Annotated in this window: 17 protein-coding genes; 5 read left to right on the top strand and 12 right to left on the bottom strand. The window is 41.3% G+C overall.

Going from position 1 to position 14666, the window contains the following annotated elements; genetic code table 11:
- Positions 1 to 246: 246 nt before the first annotated feature.
- Positions 247 to 792 carry a DUF402 domain-containing protein gene (locus KSZ58_RS03630; protein WP_002607666.1) on the bottom strand — a complete coding sequence of 182 codons (546 nt, stop codon included), beginning with the start codon at positions 790 to 792 and terminating at the stop codon, positions 247 to 249.
- Between the two features lie 133 nt (positions 793 to 925).
- On the opposite strand from KSZ58_RS03630, the gene KSZ58_RS03635 reads away from it, so the two are divergent.
- The 3 genes from KSZ58_RS03635 to KSZ58_RS03645 all read left to right on the top strand — a co-directional run bounded on the left by KSZ58_RS03635 (position 926) and on the right by KSZ58_RS03645 (position 2046).
- Positions 926 to 1117: a hypothetical protein gene (locus tag KSZ58_RS03635; RefSeq protein ID WP_009271079.1), complete on the top strand. Its 192-nt coding sequence runs from the start codon at positions 926 to 928 to the stop codon at positions 1115 to 1117.
- Position 1118: 1 nt separating this feature from the next.
- The gene (locus KSZ58_RS03640; RefSeq protein ID WP_008818765.1) at positions 1119 to 1400 is read left to right on the top strand and encodes a spore coat protein; all 282 of its coding nucleotides are present in this window, start codon (positions 1119 to 1121) and stop codon (positions 1398 to 1400) included.
- Positions 1401 to 1593: 193 nt separating this feature from the next.
- The gene (locus KSZ58_RS03645; RefSeq protein ID WP_008818764.1) at positions 1594 to 2046 is read left to right on the top strand and encodes a GAF domain-containing protein; all 453 of its coding nucleotides are present in this window, start codon (positions 1594 to 1596) and stop codon (positions 2044 to 2046) included.
- On the opposite strand, the gene KSZ58_RS03650 is transcribed toward KSZ58_RS03645, so the two are convergent.
- Both KSZ58_RS03650 and KSZ58_RS03655 read right to left on the bottom strand, forming a co-directional pair.
- Entirely contained in the window at positions 2034 to 2843 is an 810-nt protein-coding gene (locus KSZ58_RS03650) for an aminoglycoside N(3)-acetyltransferase (RefSeq protein ID WP_009271080.1), read from the bottom strand. The genes KSZ58_RS03645 and KSZ58_RS03650 overlap by 13 nt on opposite strands.
- On the bottom strand, positions 2813 to 3247 hold the full coding sequence (locus KSZ58_RS03655; RefSeq protein ID WP_009271081.1) for a thioredoxin fold domain-containing protein: 435 nt from the start codon (positions 3245 to 3247) through the stop codon (positions 2813 to 2815). Before KSZ58_RS03655 ends, KSZ58_RS03650 begins: the two co-directional genes overlap by 31 nt.
- A gap of 900 nt (positions 3248 to 4147) precedes the next feature.
- Here KSZ58_RS03655 and KSZ58_RS03660 point away from each other — a divergent pair.
- Positions 4148 to 4342 (top strand): type II toxin-antitoxin system HicA family toxin, encoded by a 195-nt coding sequence (locus tag KSZ58_RS03660; RefSeq protein ID WP_008727647.1) that lies wholly within the window; start codon positions 4148 to 4150, stop codon positions 4340 to 4342.
- 52 nt (positions 4343 to 4394) lie between these two features.
- Entirely contained in the window at positions 4395 to 4799 is a 405-nt protein-coding gene (locus KSZ58_RS03665) for a type II toxin-antitoxin system HicB family antitoxin (protein ID WP_044904601.1), read from the top strand.
- A gap of 57 nt (positions 4800 to 4856) precedes the next feature.
- Here KSZ58_RS03665 and KSZ58_RS03670 read toward each other — a convergent pair whose 3' ends face one another.
- The 9 genes from KSZ58_RS03670 to KSZ58_RS03710 form a co-directional block, all read right to left on the bottom strand.
- Complete coding sequence (locus KSZ58_RS03670; protein ID WP_008727644.1) at positions 4857 to 5720, bottom strand: hypothetical protein; 864 nt, start codon at positions 5718 to 5720, stop codon at positions 4857 to 4859.
- Positions 5720 to 6175 carry a phage holin family protein gene (locus KSZ58_RS03675; RefSeq protein ID WP_002607677.1) on the bottom strand — a complete coding sequence of 152 codons (456 nt, stop codon included), beginning with the start codon at positions 6173 to 6175 and terminating at the stop codon, positions 5720 to 5722. Before KSZ58_RS03675 ends, KSZ58_RS03670 begins: the two co-directional genes overlap by 1 nt.
- 88 nt (positions 6176 to 6263) lie before the next feature.
- Positions 6264 to 6386, bottom strand: a complete 123-nt coding sequence (locus KSZ58_RS03680) for an XkdX family protein (RefSeq protein ID WP_002607678.1) — start codon at positions 6384 to 6386, stop codon at positions 6264 to 6266.
- Positions 6383 to 6715 carry a hypothetical protein gene (locus KSZ58_RS03685; protein WP_008727640.1) on the bottom strand — a complete coding sequence of 111 codons (333 nt, stop codon included), beginning with the start codon at positions 6713 to 6715 and terminating at the stop codon, positions 6383 to 6385. Before KSZ58_RS03685 ends, KSZ58_RS03680 begins: the two co-directional genes overlap by 4 nt.
- A gap of 12 nt (positions 6716 to 6727) precedes the next feature.
- Complete coding sequence (locus KSZ58_RS03690; protein ID WP_022300021.1) at positions 6728 to 7771, bottom strand: hypothetical protein; 1044 nt, start codon at positions 7769 to 7771, stop codon at positions 6728 to 6730.
- 12 nt (positions 7772 to 7783) lie between these two features.
- Positions 7784 to 8494: a collagen-like protein gene (locus KSZ58_RS03695; protein WP_022300022.1), complete on the bottom strand. Its 711-nt coding sequence runs from the start codon at positions 8492 to 8494 to the stop codon at positions 7784 to 7786.
- Between the two features lie 17 nt (positions 8495 to 8511).
- A complete protein-coding gene (locus tag KSZ58_RS03700; protein WP_022300023.1) occupies positions 8512 to 10431 on the bottom strand; it encodes a phage tail spike protein in 1920 nt (639 codons plus the stop codon).
- Positions 10428 to 11132: a distal tail protein Dit gene (locus KSZ58_RS03705; protein WP_009270429.1), complete on the bottom strand. Its 705-nt coding sequence runs from the start codon at positions 11130 to 11132 to the stop codon at positions 10428 to 10430. Before KSZ58_RS03705 ends, KSZ58_RS03700 begins: the two co-directional genes overlap by 4 nt.
- Before the next feature lie 4 nt (positions 11133 to 11136).
- Entirely contained in the window at positions 11137 to 14658 is a 3522-nt protein-coding gene (locus tag KSZ58_RS03710) for a phage tail tape measure protein (protein ID WP_142419488.1), read from the bottom strand.
- Positions 14659 to 14666: the final 8 nt, after the last annotated feature.

Here is a 14666-nt window from a genome sequence, read left to right on the forward strand (position 1 = left end):
TTTGATTTAGCTCTAACGCATGACTTGCGTTTGAATTTCATTTTTGTTATCGTTATACCGAGAATATTGTTTTCTCAAATAATTGACGTTTCCTGTTCAGTTTTCAAAGACCGAAATTTCTATTTCGCGCGCCCTTGTTTCTCATCAGCGCTCGTATATAATACAACACATATCCCTGTGTGTCAACAGCTTTTTTTATTTTTTTGACTTTTTTGTTATATTTCTTTCATATACCGCATAGAAGCCTTATTTCATTCTTTTATCCTCATCCATATAGCGCAGGTATTTATCATACAATGCCGATATTTCCCGATGCTCAAATGGTGAATTTTGCAGACGGATATCCACCATCAGACGATCCAATCCGTGGTGGATTGCTTTATCCAGCTTTTGACTGTAGCCCATTTCCGCAGAATGCTCCTGATATTCATCCTCATCCAGCAGCGTAGTTTTCCCTGTTGGTGAAACCTTGACATCCAGATCATAATCAATATTCTTTATTGCTTCTCCGTCATACAGTGATGGAGATGCCAGATTGCAGTAATAATGAATACCCGATTTTCGAATCATGCAGATGACATTGTACCATTTATCCGGATAAAAGAAGCAGATTGCCGGTTCTCTGGTCACCCACTTGCGTCCGTCCGATTCACTGACAAGTGTTTTATTGGTTACTGCAACAATACGCCGTTCATTCGCTTCGATAACATAACCCTTTGCCCAGGTTCTGTGAAGACTCCCATCATGCTTATAGCTCTGGATATATACATATTCTCTTTCTTGTATTTCCATGACGTCCTCCTGTGAGTATCTATTATAGCAGATAAAACCTTGAAAGCAAATGCATACAAGTGTAATTTTCCTACCATACTATTGTATGAAAGGAGATGTATGACTGATACATAGAGTCATACGAGTGAACACTATGCTGACACCAAAAGACGTATTGTATATGGAAGATATTCTGGATCAGACGCTTGTTTTGAATAAGCGTGTAGCCAATGATATCTCAATGATTCAAAGTGAAGATGTTAAAACCTGTTTTGAGAACGTACAGGAAAAATTGAAGGAGCACTACCAGACATTACTGGCTATCCTGGAAAGTGAGGCAAAATAACATGGCTGATAAATCAAAGAGCTATGGCGATAAGGATATCGCTACCAACCTGCTTGTTACATTAAAGCATATGAAGGCGGAATTAAATACCTTTACACAGGAAGCAAGCAATGATGAGCTGTTTACAAAAATCGATGAGGTTTATACCTGTGTATCCACTCTGCAAAGAGATGTCTTCAATATGATGACAGCTCAGGGCTGGTATAAAATGACTGCTGAATCAGCAAAAAACATTTCCAAGGCTTATACGAAGTTTTCTAAAAGTGAAAGTGAGTTATCCTAATAGGAATGATTCACGCAATCACGCGTCATTGATAAAGCTGTAAATATAGGAAGAAATAATTTCTTGCATGGAAATTTATTTCTTCTTTTTATTTATGCCTGTTACTTGAAGCGGTATGAGTTTCCATAGATAACTGCTTTTTCTTTTTATACTTTCATGATACGATATCTTATATATTGAGAGAGGTCGGATTATGAAAGAGAAAAAGTATGAATTGATTCTGCAGCAGCTGCAAGCCTTGCTGGAGGGAGAGCATGATATGATTGCAAACATGGCAAATATGGCAGCCTTATTATTCCATGAGCTTCCGGATTTGAATTGGGCGGGATTTTATCTTATGAAAAATAACGAGCTTGTTCTCGGTCCGTTTCAAGGCAAGGCAGCCTGTATGCATATCCCGTCAGGCAAAGGGGTTTGCGGAACCTGCGCGCTGCAACGCTGTACACAGCTGGTAGAAAATGTACACACCTTCCCCAGCCATATTGCCTGTGACAGTGCAAGCAACTCAGAAATCGTGGTACCATTGATAAAAGAAAACACCCTGCTGGGTGTTTTGGATGTAGATTCACCTATCCTAGCCAGATTCGATACCATAGATCAGCATTATCTGGAGCAGGCTGTGGCAATATTGCTTCAGTCTCTGTGAATATGGAAATAGGCCGTGGCTAGCGTAATAGCTTCTCTGGCAGAGAACATGCGGCAGCGTCCGTTCCCAATGTAAGAGGTTTTCACAACGCTTCGCTCTTCCATTGCTTCTCCGATTTCGGAGAAGCTTTTTGTATGATAATCCAGATCAAGCATATCCTTCCATATGGTCTGTTTATTATTTTCTATAGGAGCACTTACCAGACGGATGGGAAGCTGATCTCCCGAATAGCGGGCAAGATGAAACATGCTACAGCTTTCATATTCACAGCCGAGCAGTATGGTATATCCATTGAATTCCACAATTTTACCAAGTGGAGAATCCTTACTGAGTCCAAAATGCAAAGGGTGACGATCACAAATCAGCTTCGCATATTTGCCCCATGCCGCAAAGCTGTACAATGGATGATAGGAACGCACAACTCCTTCATTGCGAAGAAACTGTAGTGAAAGCGCATCCTGGGGCGCACTCAGTTTTCGATCAAACGGAAAAGAAGACGCACGCACATCATCCCAGTAAACACGTTCCACCGTTTTTTTCTGGCAGGATGGATCAAGCAGCTGAGGAGTAAAGGTTGGCATGACCAGTGTACCCTCATAGCCGACGGCATCGATCAGTGCTTCTATCAGCGCCTGCTCACCGCCAATTAAATAGCCCAGTCTCTGCAGGTCTGCCTGAACCAGAAGTACCATTCCCTTCTGTATCCCCAGTGACGTGAGCTGCTGTACGATTTCCTCTTTTGAAGAAACCGTTGCAGTATCCTGATTTAATGTAGTAAATGCAGATCGTTCAGCCATTTTAACAAGTCCTTCTTTTCCAGATAACCTTCTTTGCTATTTTCAGGCAGCAGACTTCCCTGATAAAAGTAAAAGGTTGACGGCAGGCTTTGAATTTTTCCTGTCGTTATTTGCAGTTCTTCAACAGCCTGCTTGATGTCCGTATCTTCTTCGTTGGTATCCATCTTGAGATAATAGATTTCAAACGGTGTTTTTTCTTCTATCTCCTGTATCACTTTTTCATACTCATCACAGGAATAGCAGTTATCCGAGGTGATATACAGCATGAAGGAATTCTTTTTCGGATCCTGCAGTCTGACTAAAACTTCCTGAGGAGTCAGTTCAATCGGTTCTCCCTCATGATCTTTACCGCATCCCTGCAAGAAAAACATCATGCAAAACAGACAGAGCAGTACTTTCTTCATGAACAGCTACACCTCGCTTTCTGGTTTTATTTTACCACAGAATATGCATTCTCTGCTATTTTTTTCAGTAATCCACAGAAAAAGTCACCCTGCGATCGTTTTTGGTGGGGAAATGAATACACAGAATGACTATCTGAAGTATAGCATACAATGATGGATGAAAATAATCATTTGCTCAAGCTGCATTTTATTCAGCAGCTTTTGGTCTGCATCACTGCCCTGATCGTATGTGAGGATTCATACAAATTCATCCCCCTATAAGTGGTTTATCAAATATATATGGTCATTCTTCATTGTTTTCATGAAAAGCCCTACCGAAATCCATGCAGTGGAAATCCCTAGATCACCTCTGGAAATCCACAGAAGACTGGTTCAACACAAAGCTAAGCACTTTTTCCGTGATTTTTTCGTCCTTTTTACTTTCAGGCATTAAAAAAGCCTTTATTTAAAGGCTTAACTTACTTTATGGTGCCGGTACCCAGAACTATAGAAATATCCATTTTCCATCTTTTTTTATTATATTTCATTCTTTTTCATTATAATATAAGGATATATTTGTTTTTCGTTTTAATTCATTATAGCATTTTTTCATAAATTGCATATTTTTTTCTGGTTGTTTTCGGGTAAACAGAAAACTCCTGCACTTATACAGGAGCTGGCAGCTAGGAAGAAGATATGATACGGATTTTTATAGGGGAGTAAAATATCTTTGCTGCCATATATATTTTCTCACAATTAAATGATAAATGTAAAATAATCATCAAATACGTGATTTTTCATCTTAAATCTCTGCTTATTATTTTGCGCTCGTAAAAAACACGTATAAACACGTCTTTTTCCGTTGACATACGTATTCATACGTGTTATAATATATATGTAAAAGGAAGGAGATATCAGGATATGCCAATGACAGCAAAGCAAATGATAAAGTACCTCAAGCAGAACGGTTTTCAAGAAGTACCCGGCGGTGGCGGTTCTCATAGAAAATTCTATAATCCGGATACCAGAAAGACAACAATCGTACCTTATCATTGCAAAGATTTGAAAAAAGGCATGGAGCAAGCAATACTGAAGCAGGCAGGGCTAAAAAAATAGCCTTGGCCTGCGCCGGTTATCCTAATATCTTATATTAAAGGAGGTATATGATATGTCAAAACTTTATTACCCTGCAGTTTTTCACGAAGCTGAACCGGATGAAAAAGGTTACTGGGTAGAATTCCCTGATCTGCCTGGTTGTTTAACACAAGGTGAAACGCTGGAAGAAGCTGCAGAAATGGCAGAAGATGCACTGGGCACCTGGTTTGCGCCGAATTCGTTGGAACCAGCTCAGGAATTTCCGAAACCGTCAAATCCAAGCGATATCAAATTACAAGGTCGTGATTTTGTTTTAATGGTCAAATATGATGGTGTCGAATGGGCCAAGCGGTATAACAACAAGGCCGTCAAAAAGACACTTACAATTCCGGCATGGCTGAATGATCTCGCCGATAAAAACAACATCAATTATTCACAGACACTGCAGGATGCGCTTATTAAAAAACTAGGTATTTAAAACAATATGATGCACGCAAAAAAACACTCACTCCATGCGGAATGAGTGTTGATTTTTTTATTTTCCTTCTTTTACTTCAATCAGCGCTCCGCATTTTACCCAGAAGCCCAATTCTTTCAGGTATGCAAGGTTGTTTGCTTCATCCACTTTCGATACGGTGAAGGTCCCCGGAATAGTAAATTCAGCATTCGTATTTGCGAAATACTGATCCTTCTTACCATCGGCAGCTGATACTTCTTTACAGATCGACGGTGAGAACCATCCACCTACGACAGAGCTGTAGATCCAGTCATTTGCTGCATCGTATTTTTCAACACGCATCTTTTTCACAAATTCTACCTTTGAATCTTTCGTAAGATACTGGTCCGGCTTCTTATTGGATGGCTTGTTTGCCGGTTTATTATTTGACGGCTTGCTTGTCGTTTTTTCATACGAGATACGTGCGTATTCTGCCCATTTCGTCCAACCACGGCCTGCAAACTTGGTTTTTAATACTCCCCAGCCACCCAATGGCATATTCGGTGTACACTCGACTACATAACCATTTCCGATATATACACCAACATGGCCAGGCATGAATACCAGAATGCCTGGTCTTTCCGGCATAGATGCAATCATACCTTTTACTTTTGCACGATCGTACATCATGACTTCGTTTTCATCTTCTGATGCTTTGTAATTGGATGGATCATCATCCCACAGGAATGCTTTGATCAGTCCTACACAGTCAAAAGCCTGATACCCCTTATCTACATATCCGGACAAGAATCCGCGGTTCTCTTGGTTCCATGTCAGCTGATTACACTTCTGTTCTAAAAACGCTGAAGTAAAGTTATTCCCAAAAGCTCCCAGAACATAAATCGTCTTGTCCTTTGCGGCTTTCTCTTTTACGTATGATACCAAATCTTTTGCTTTTTTCATTATTCCTCATCCTCGCTTTCTTTGTTAATAAGTTTGTCGGCAACAGCTAAGCCGTTGCTCAAAATTTTTGGTACGTTGAATCCAGCTTCAACGAAGTTTTCGCAGATGGAGCGTGCTTCATTCACAATCAAGCTTGCCAGTACGAACCATCCAAGCAGTGTTGTAATCTGCAAGTCTACACCGATTATCTCACCGATTTCGATCAAGCCTGCTGCAACCATAAATGCAAACGTGATCATGATCCAGTATCCAATCTTTTTAAGTACTCCTTGCCAACCCTTTACTGAATTTTCTTTTTTCATGATTCTTGACTTCATCCAACCTGTTACCCAGTCTGCTATATTAAGTGCAAGGAACAACGCAAACAGATACCAGTGTTCTCCGAATATCACGCTGATAACTGCTATAACAGTGCCCACAAATGCGTTGTAGTTATCTGTGATTGTTTGTGCCATATGTTTCATATACCTCATCTCTTTCCGCCATTCTTGGCAATATGTAGGGCGTTTAACGCACGCCCATGCGAGATACTTGGATCACCCCCTATCCGGCTTTTATTTCATCAGCCTGTTTCTTCGTTATCATCCCACCAGCTATAAATATTTCCAGATCACTGTCTTTATAGATTCCGGCATCATAATACTCTTTGATCCAACGATACATCATACTGCATCACCTGCCTTCAGCTTTGCTAATTCAAGCAGGACAGCAGCATTGAATCTTTCCTGCTCGGACAATTCCGGCTCGATAGGCGGGAAAAGCTCTTGTTTTTCCTCTTCTGTCAATAGTACAGCATTTCCATCCAGCAGTCTGTAATTGTATCTTCCCTGCTCATCCATCAATCCAGATTCCAGATAATTCCCTTGTGCGTGAGTAAAGCGATCCCCTTCGCCTTCATCGATCAATGCATATCCATCTATGCTTTCCATGAATATCTCACTATTAACCTCTGTTATCAAAGAATCAGAATCAACCTTAACGTATACTTTTACCACATCGATACCTCCTTAATAGATTTCTGCGTCTGCCCAATACTCTCGACCATGCACCCTCAACATTCCAGCTGCAGAAGCACTAAAGCTAAAACGCACTCGATTTGTAAAACTTGCATGTGTGATCTTCTCACTTGTTATATTGGTCAGTGTCCCTGCCGCTTTTAACGTCAATGTTGGATCTATTCGCATGTCAACTGGAATCGACATCATATTAGAGAATGAATTTGATGCTGCGTTCATCGTGTAATCAACATATATGTATCTACCATATCTTTGGCAAAGCATAAGTTCCTCTGCATATGGTCTTGGGACAAGCGATGTCGCAATCTCTCCAAGCTCTAATTTTGCATAATCTATATATACGTCTGAGGTTATACCCGGTGAAGAGATTATTATCTGCAAAGATTTGACATCATCGAAATCTGCATCACTCACTACATCGAAGGTCATCTTCATGATCGTATATTTGTTTGCTGAAATCGTGTGTGTCTTTCTCGCTAACGATACAGATGGTTTATCACTCGAATTATACAAGATCGTTGCTGATGTGCTGATCTCTTGTACATTGCTCGATATTATTTTCACGCTCAATGTCAATTTCTTTCCTAAGATCTTACGTATAATAGAATTATTCAATTCTACATGTTGAAATATCAAAAACTTACATTCACCAGCGGTTGATGAAATTTTCATCCTTCTACTACTATTAGTTATAGTATATGGCACATATCCATCAGAAGCATTCATATAAGCAATCCATCTGTCTGCTGTATACATCCTATTGCTAGTTATATTAAATTCATTTCCTTTTTGCCACACTTGAAAATCACCATTGATTAACAGATTGGGATTGCCGATCTGCAATAAATTATCGTATAGTTCTTTACCCTTTGGTGCAGATAATGCGTATGTAGGGTCTTCGGTCGTGAAATCATCTGCGATATTTACCGTTCCCGGGTTCCCTTGCGGTCCCTGTGGTCCTTGTGGTCCTGCAGGACCGGTTTTCCCTGTGTCTCCTTTAGGCCCCTTGAAATTTCCAACTAAAACTTTAGCCATACATGCCCCTCCTTATCCTGGTATATCCATGTAGATATTACCATTCTCATCTACTTCAAATGTCGGTGGTGCTGCAGAATCCGCATAATAACAATACAGATTTCCGGCCGCATCTCCAACAAATGTGAACACGCCATTCGCCGGTGTTATCACACCGCTATCACCACGTTCCCCTTTTTCTCCTTTTTCGCCAGGTATCCCCTGTATCCCTTGCGGACCTCTTGGCCCGATGAATTCCCCTGTATCCAATGCATTCTGAATATATGCTATCTGTTCTTTTTGCTTCTCGATCAGTTCAGACGCCGGTGTTTCAAATTCCGAATCCATATACTGCTTCACGAAGTCTGCAACTGCCTTCTGCCATTCATCTTTACTCGGAAGTATGACAGTCCCATTCGGTGCCGGTGTACAGCGTGCTGCTATTTGTTGCGTAACTTCGATATGAGCAGCATCCTTTGGATCTGTCATTTCTATCGCGATAAAGATGATTCCATCCTGCCCGAATGCTTCCGCAGGTATCTTGAATACTTTATTGCTATATCTCGCAATCGCCACAGAGTACACGCCATTTTTTTTATACCATCCGATTTTCGGTGCGACGATATAATCTTTGTATGCATCCGTATCATTGATATATTGTACAGGCACATCTGCCGAACCCTGCGCTGGGATGATTTCCGCATCTAATGTCAATGTCAAGCCTTTCCGTGTCACTTTGATCATCACTCTGCCTCCTACCGTTAGATATCATAATTCATATCAATAAACTTACCTTTCGTTTTCATAGTCACACCTAAAATAGAGTTTATACGGATATGATTGTCTTCATTAAGGTTTAAGAATATATCATCCTTGGTTATAGAAATCGATGGTCTTGATAACAAGTCGGTATTGTTGTCGAAAATACCAATTCTTATCAGATCTTCACTCAATATGATTACTGTATCTTCTTTTTCTCCGAGCGTTATTTGACTTATTCTTCCTGCTTCATAACTCAAATGTAGATTACGCCCGATATAAGCATCATACTCTGTTGTAAGTTTACCCTTGAATGTCCCCGATTCCATCGTTACATTTTTCATGACTGCATCAGCGCATCTCATGATTCCATCTTTAGCAACTGAAAAATTATTTCCTATCTCTATCGTTCCTCCGATGATCTTGCTACCATTTATGGTAGCACCTGATATCGTTCCCGCAAAACTTCCATCCTTCATTCGTAATTCTCCGGTATCCAGATTCAAATAAAATTTTCCATTCCTGTCTGTCAGTATACCGGTGATCACATAGTCCGCATTGATCGCTTCAAAATCTATCGCCGTTCCCCATTTCCAGTCCGTATCCGTCTCATTGCGTTTTTTAGCGATCTGTATGCCTTGTGTACCTATACAGAGCGCTCCATATGTAGGAGATGATTTGTCGATATCTTCGAATAGGATCGCACGTACATCCTGCCTTTTGGCGATGTCCTTTTGAGCCTTTAACGATGTCATCATGAGATTTACGACACCGGCAATACGCTGCGCCATGATCGTGTTGCTCACTTTATCGTATATGGTATCTACGATATGCTGAGTTTTCGATAATCTATCAAAATAATCTTCTTTATGATCACCCAACGTAAGAGATGTTACGCTATTGGTTATCCCGTCGTATACTAATTCGATGACACGAGGTGTCGTTTCGATCTTTAACCTACGATGGGATACATGTACCGTATCTCCAAGCGACACTCTCACTAATTCACTATATTCCTTATATAAGTCCGTTTTGGAAAGATCTACCATCTGAACGTTGTATGTGATGATCGGCATATCTACTTTATTGATCGTATACTCACGTTTCGCTCGCTCTCGTAGCTTTTGATAGAGGATCGCTTTTGTATCGCATATCGTGATGCCGTTTTCTTCATCGCCTTCCTGGGCATCCTCTTTCAACTTGATATCAGTATACTCAAATACCACCGGCGGAAATCTTCGTGGCTCATACTTTTCTATATTCGGCGAATCGACCGTTTCATTGTTAGGAAGCATATGACCGTTGTATGCCTTTGGGCGTATTCTGGTAACCACTTCCGACATATCGATTTTTTCTTCAACACCCGTTAGATTGAACCCGAATTCAGCTCGCATCCCATTATCAGCTCCGGCACGTTTATTCAGATAAATCTCATAATTCTTATAGATCGGTTCGCCTCCCCATCTATTCAAAAATGCATTATCATTGTCTCCGCTGATCGCTTCATTTGCACACATTTCCTGATAATAAGCACTATTCGCTTTCGATATATCGGAATATCCTTTGTACTTCGTATCTTTAAACATGATATTCAATGCATCCTGTGCAGTTTTATTCACGACGCGAGTGTCGAAGAAATATATATCATTCGTAAGAAATATAGGTATTGCATAGGCTTCGATAAAGTCATCATTCTTATCCACTTCATTGATCATGAATAACTGCCGCTTGCCGATGGGAGTGTCCATGCTTAGGATGGCATTTTCTACAATACCCTCCATATTCTCATCCAATGGATTTCTGAGCGTTACCACCCATTCTCCTTTCAGCTTCATCTTCAACTCACACGTTATGGGTTTCAGATTATAATCTCCATTATAATCAAAATTGCGATTTCCCGGTTTATATACCTGGATCATCATATACACCTCCAGTTTGGTTGTATGGTCAGTGTGAATTTTGCCGGATCGGATATTGATATCTTATTTTCTCCTTCGATCAGTAGCATGTCTTCATATTCTCCACTGATAGCAGTATTGTGCAATGTCCCGTCACTACGGTACGCTATCCTACGATATGTATCGATGGTAAGGTTTTGTCCTACGTTTGCCTTTATCGCATGTCCGTTGACCGTCAACGTGCACACTCCCTCACCCTTTATAAAATAAACAGGTGTCGTTTCTTCGTATGGATTATCCTTTATCTGTTGTGGGTCATATAGTTGTATGCCTGATAATAGGTAGGTGTACGGGTCTAATGTAAGATTCACAGTAAACCTTCCTATCCTCAACGAATTTCTGGCATTGGTAGATACTTCGACTTTTTTTATCCTGTAGTATACAGATCTGTCATCGCTGAAAGATAATCTTTTTCCAACGGATGTAAGCAACCAGCGTTTCGCCATCCGCCATACATTGTTCCAATTATCCGGGGATGTCATATAGTTCAATTCTACAGATATCGTGATGTCTTCATAATATCCTGTATCCTCATACAGCTTACCGTCCCGTCCTGGAAGTCCTTTTTCGTTATATCGTTTTTGCGGTGACGGGACATCCGGACGCTTCACGACGTATAGACGCAAGGTTTCGCTGCATTCATCATTTAAAAACATATGGTACATGACATCATCCTCCTGTCACTATACTTTTGAATGTCTGGTTTCTGTTCACACGTTTAACTACCATCTGTTCGATCATTCTGCTATCCAGATATACATTTATCTGATTCACCTGTTCACTTTCTAAGATTGCCTTTGTATTTGACAAGAAGGTGCCGTCTACACCGAACATCTCACTTTGTGCCCGCTGCATGATTGCAGAATTATCCTGCAAACGTTCCACCATACCTTTTCCCATATCAGTGATCGTGGAAAACAATTTCTTTTTCTTGTTTTCTACACCGTTTATCGTTCCGATCGTGAAGAAATCACCTGCTTCAAACGCGGCTTTCGATGGAGAATTTTCTTTTAGAGAGTCGTGCAAAGCCGATATCATCATAAGCCCCATATTCGATACTGCACCAAACACTTCTCCCGCTCTGTTGTTTACTCCGTTCTTCAATCCAAGCGCATAATTCTCTCCGGCATCCGTGTATTTCCATGTATTTCCATCCAGCACCGCATACCCTTTATCTGCAAGAGCCTGCCATGCGGCTTTGGTCTGCGGTGTACCGTCATCGATACCCTTTTTCGCTTTTTCTGTTTGTCCGAATGCAGCACTGAGGAATTGATCCTCATTTTTCTTATAAGCATTCAACCCGGCAGTACACATCGTTTCCCACAAGGTTGCATGTTCTGGAATGGCATCTGTTACGACGCCCAGTTCGTCTTTTAACTGTTTTTCCAGAGTTTTTAACTGCATCTTGCTGGCTTCCACTTGATTTTTCACAGCTTCATCTTCACTGTTCTTATTTTCTTCAACATAACGTTTCAGCATATCGATCTGTTCCTGCGTAGAAAGCTGTAAACTCTTTCCGTTTTCCTTATATGTATTCGCCACATAGTCTACGATGTTTTTTTGACTTTCAGCTGTCCCTTTTTCCATTTCTTCCATCAGATACTTCTGCTCAGCTATCGTTTGCGTATATCCATCCACAAGCTCTTTTTTCTTTTCGTAATTCTTTTTATACTCTTCCAATTCACTATTCAATCTACTTTTTGTTGCGTCATAATTTATATTTCCATCTCTAAGGCCATTGTCCTCCATCTTCTTGATTTCTGCTTCTACTTCAGCTCTTTTCGCCAGATACTCATCCTCGGCTTTCATCATATCTCTGGTGGCCTGTGCATTCTTTTTGACAGCCTCCGTATATTCGTCCATACCACTATCGACAAGTGCTTGCGCCTGTTTCTTCGTGATCAGATCATCGATGTTTTTCATCTGTTCCTTATAGCTGTCAATGATGTTTCCATTCATCTGCAGTTCTGTTCCCAATGCATCGTTCAATTCCCCGAGGATTACTCGTGCGCGGTCTTCATAGCCTTTTTTCACTTCACCGTTTGCAGATGTGATGCTCTCCAGTTCTGTCTTCAACTGGGCGTAATATTCAAAATTTCCATATATCCCCTCAACTGCCTCCTCCTGCGCAGCCTGCATCTCTTTCCAGGCATCTATCTGCTTCTGTGTTTCCTCGCTGCTCTTCTTTATCGCTTCTGTGGCGGCATCTGTTTTTTGCGAAAAGATGAACATTGCGGTTCCTGCAGCTGCTGCCACACTTGCCAGCGTCAATAAAGGGTGAGCAGCAATGAGTGATCCCAGACCTCCCAGTGCACTTGAAACTCCAGGAATGTCTGCTGTTGCAAGCTTCGTCAGACCACCTGCTATATTTGTAATGGAATCTTTGAATTTCGAAATCTTGTTTACTGCAAATGCAGTCGTGGCAGCTGTACCCAATGTAACGAGGGCACCCTCGACCAATGGCAGATTGTCGATCATCCATTCTACGCCGCCTTTTAATACCGGCATCGCATCCTGGATCATAGGTTCTAGGAGATCGGTCTGCAATGTCCTTCCCAAACCTCGTAACTGACTTTCTACAGTCCCGTATTTGATATCCTGTATCTCCTTCATCTTTCCACTGACATCCGAAAATTCATCTCCGACACTGGTCAATGATTCCACGAACTTTGCATTCGCGTCCTCTCCCATCGTACCGAATGCAGTTGCTGCTTTTGTGAGCTTTTTCTGTTGATTTGTCGTTTTTGCTATATCTTTTACGATAGCGTCGATAACATCTTTCTGTGTAGCACGCCCATCTTTCCATGCCTTGAAAACTTTTCCCGTTTCCGAAGAAAACATATCCAAAGAATCCTCTATCGTCCCATCCGCAAGTCGTGTCGTTACCTCGTTTATCGCATCGTTGATTTTATCCAGATTGTAAGCACCGTTTTGTGAACCATTCTTCAGCAACTGAAAATAATCATCCGCGCCATAACCAGCCTGAGCAAACTTACCGGCATATTCCGAGATGTTATCTCCGAGTTCATCCGTATAGTTCAGCCCATTTTGTGCTCCCATAGCGATCAGATCCATGGAATCTTCCGCAGAGAGACCAAATTGGTACATCAGCTGTTTAGTTCCTCGCAGCGTTTCGTTGAAGTCCATGTCGAACGTATCTTCCAAAGTCTTCACACCTGCTGTTACGTTCTTCAAATCTTCATCATCCAGATCGGACATCTGCTGTTTTACGCGTGCCATAGAATCCGCGATATCCTGTAAAGAGTCTCCATAATCATTATTATAGAGTTCTTTCATCTCTTCGTTATACCGTTTCATTTCATCCGCAGATGCTCCTGTTGCCGCCTGAAAGCTTGCACTCGCCCCGTCACTTTGTGTAATGAGTTCTTTTAGGCTTCCGGCAAGCGACTGGATGCCATCAGCTGTGATATCCGCCATCGCACCTTTCATGATGGTAAAGCCATCACCTGCATCCTTCGCACTGTCTTCTACTTCATCCAGGGCTCCAGCAAGTTGCTTCGATTCTGTCCGGACCGCAGACAAACGTTGCTTGTTCGTTTGTAGATGTTTGGATAGAGCTGTGATCTGTGCAGCCAGCTGCTGCGTCTCTCGATCGTCTTTCCCTTTTGCGAGGGCCGCTTCCTGATAGGCTCTCTGCAGCTCAGACAGCTCCTGTTGCTGCCTAGCGATATCTTGCGTCAATTCACCTAGCTTACTCGATGCATTTTTTTCAGCTGCTGATAATTCATCCATCTTTTTCGAATTATCAGCAATTTGATTCTTTAAAGCTTCACAATATCCCTTCGTTTCGTTGATGGACGTCCCCAACTTCGCCATCACATCTTCTTGCTTGCGCAGCGCATTCTCTGCTTTTAATGCTTCTGCAGAATTTTCACCATATGCCTTCGTGGCATTTTCCAACCCTTTTTTTAGATTGCCTAGATTCTCACTCTGTTCCTTATATTCTTTTGACAGAACGGATACTTTCGTATCTTGCTCCTGCAATTGTTTTTTCAATATCTCGTTCTTGTCCTGCAAGAAATCAAGAGAATCCGAATTCCCATCATATTTTTTCGTGAGGAGATTCATCTCCGATCCGAGCAGTTTCAATCTTCCGTTGATTTTTTGGATCTGATTGTTGAATTCTCTTTCTCCTGTGATTCCTATACGTGGCCCGATATCATATCCCATATCTCTTC

The sequence above is a fragment of the Erysipelatoclostridium sp. DFI.2.3 genome (assembly GCF_019132535.1).
GTDB classification, from domain to species: Bacteria; Bacillota_I; Bacilli_A; order Erysipelotrichales; family Erysipelotrichaceae; genus Clostridium_AQ; species Clostridium_AQ innocuum.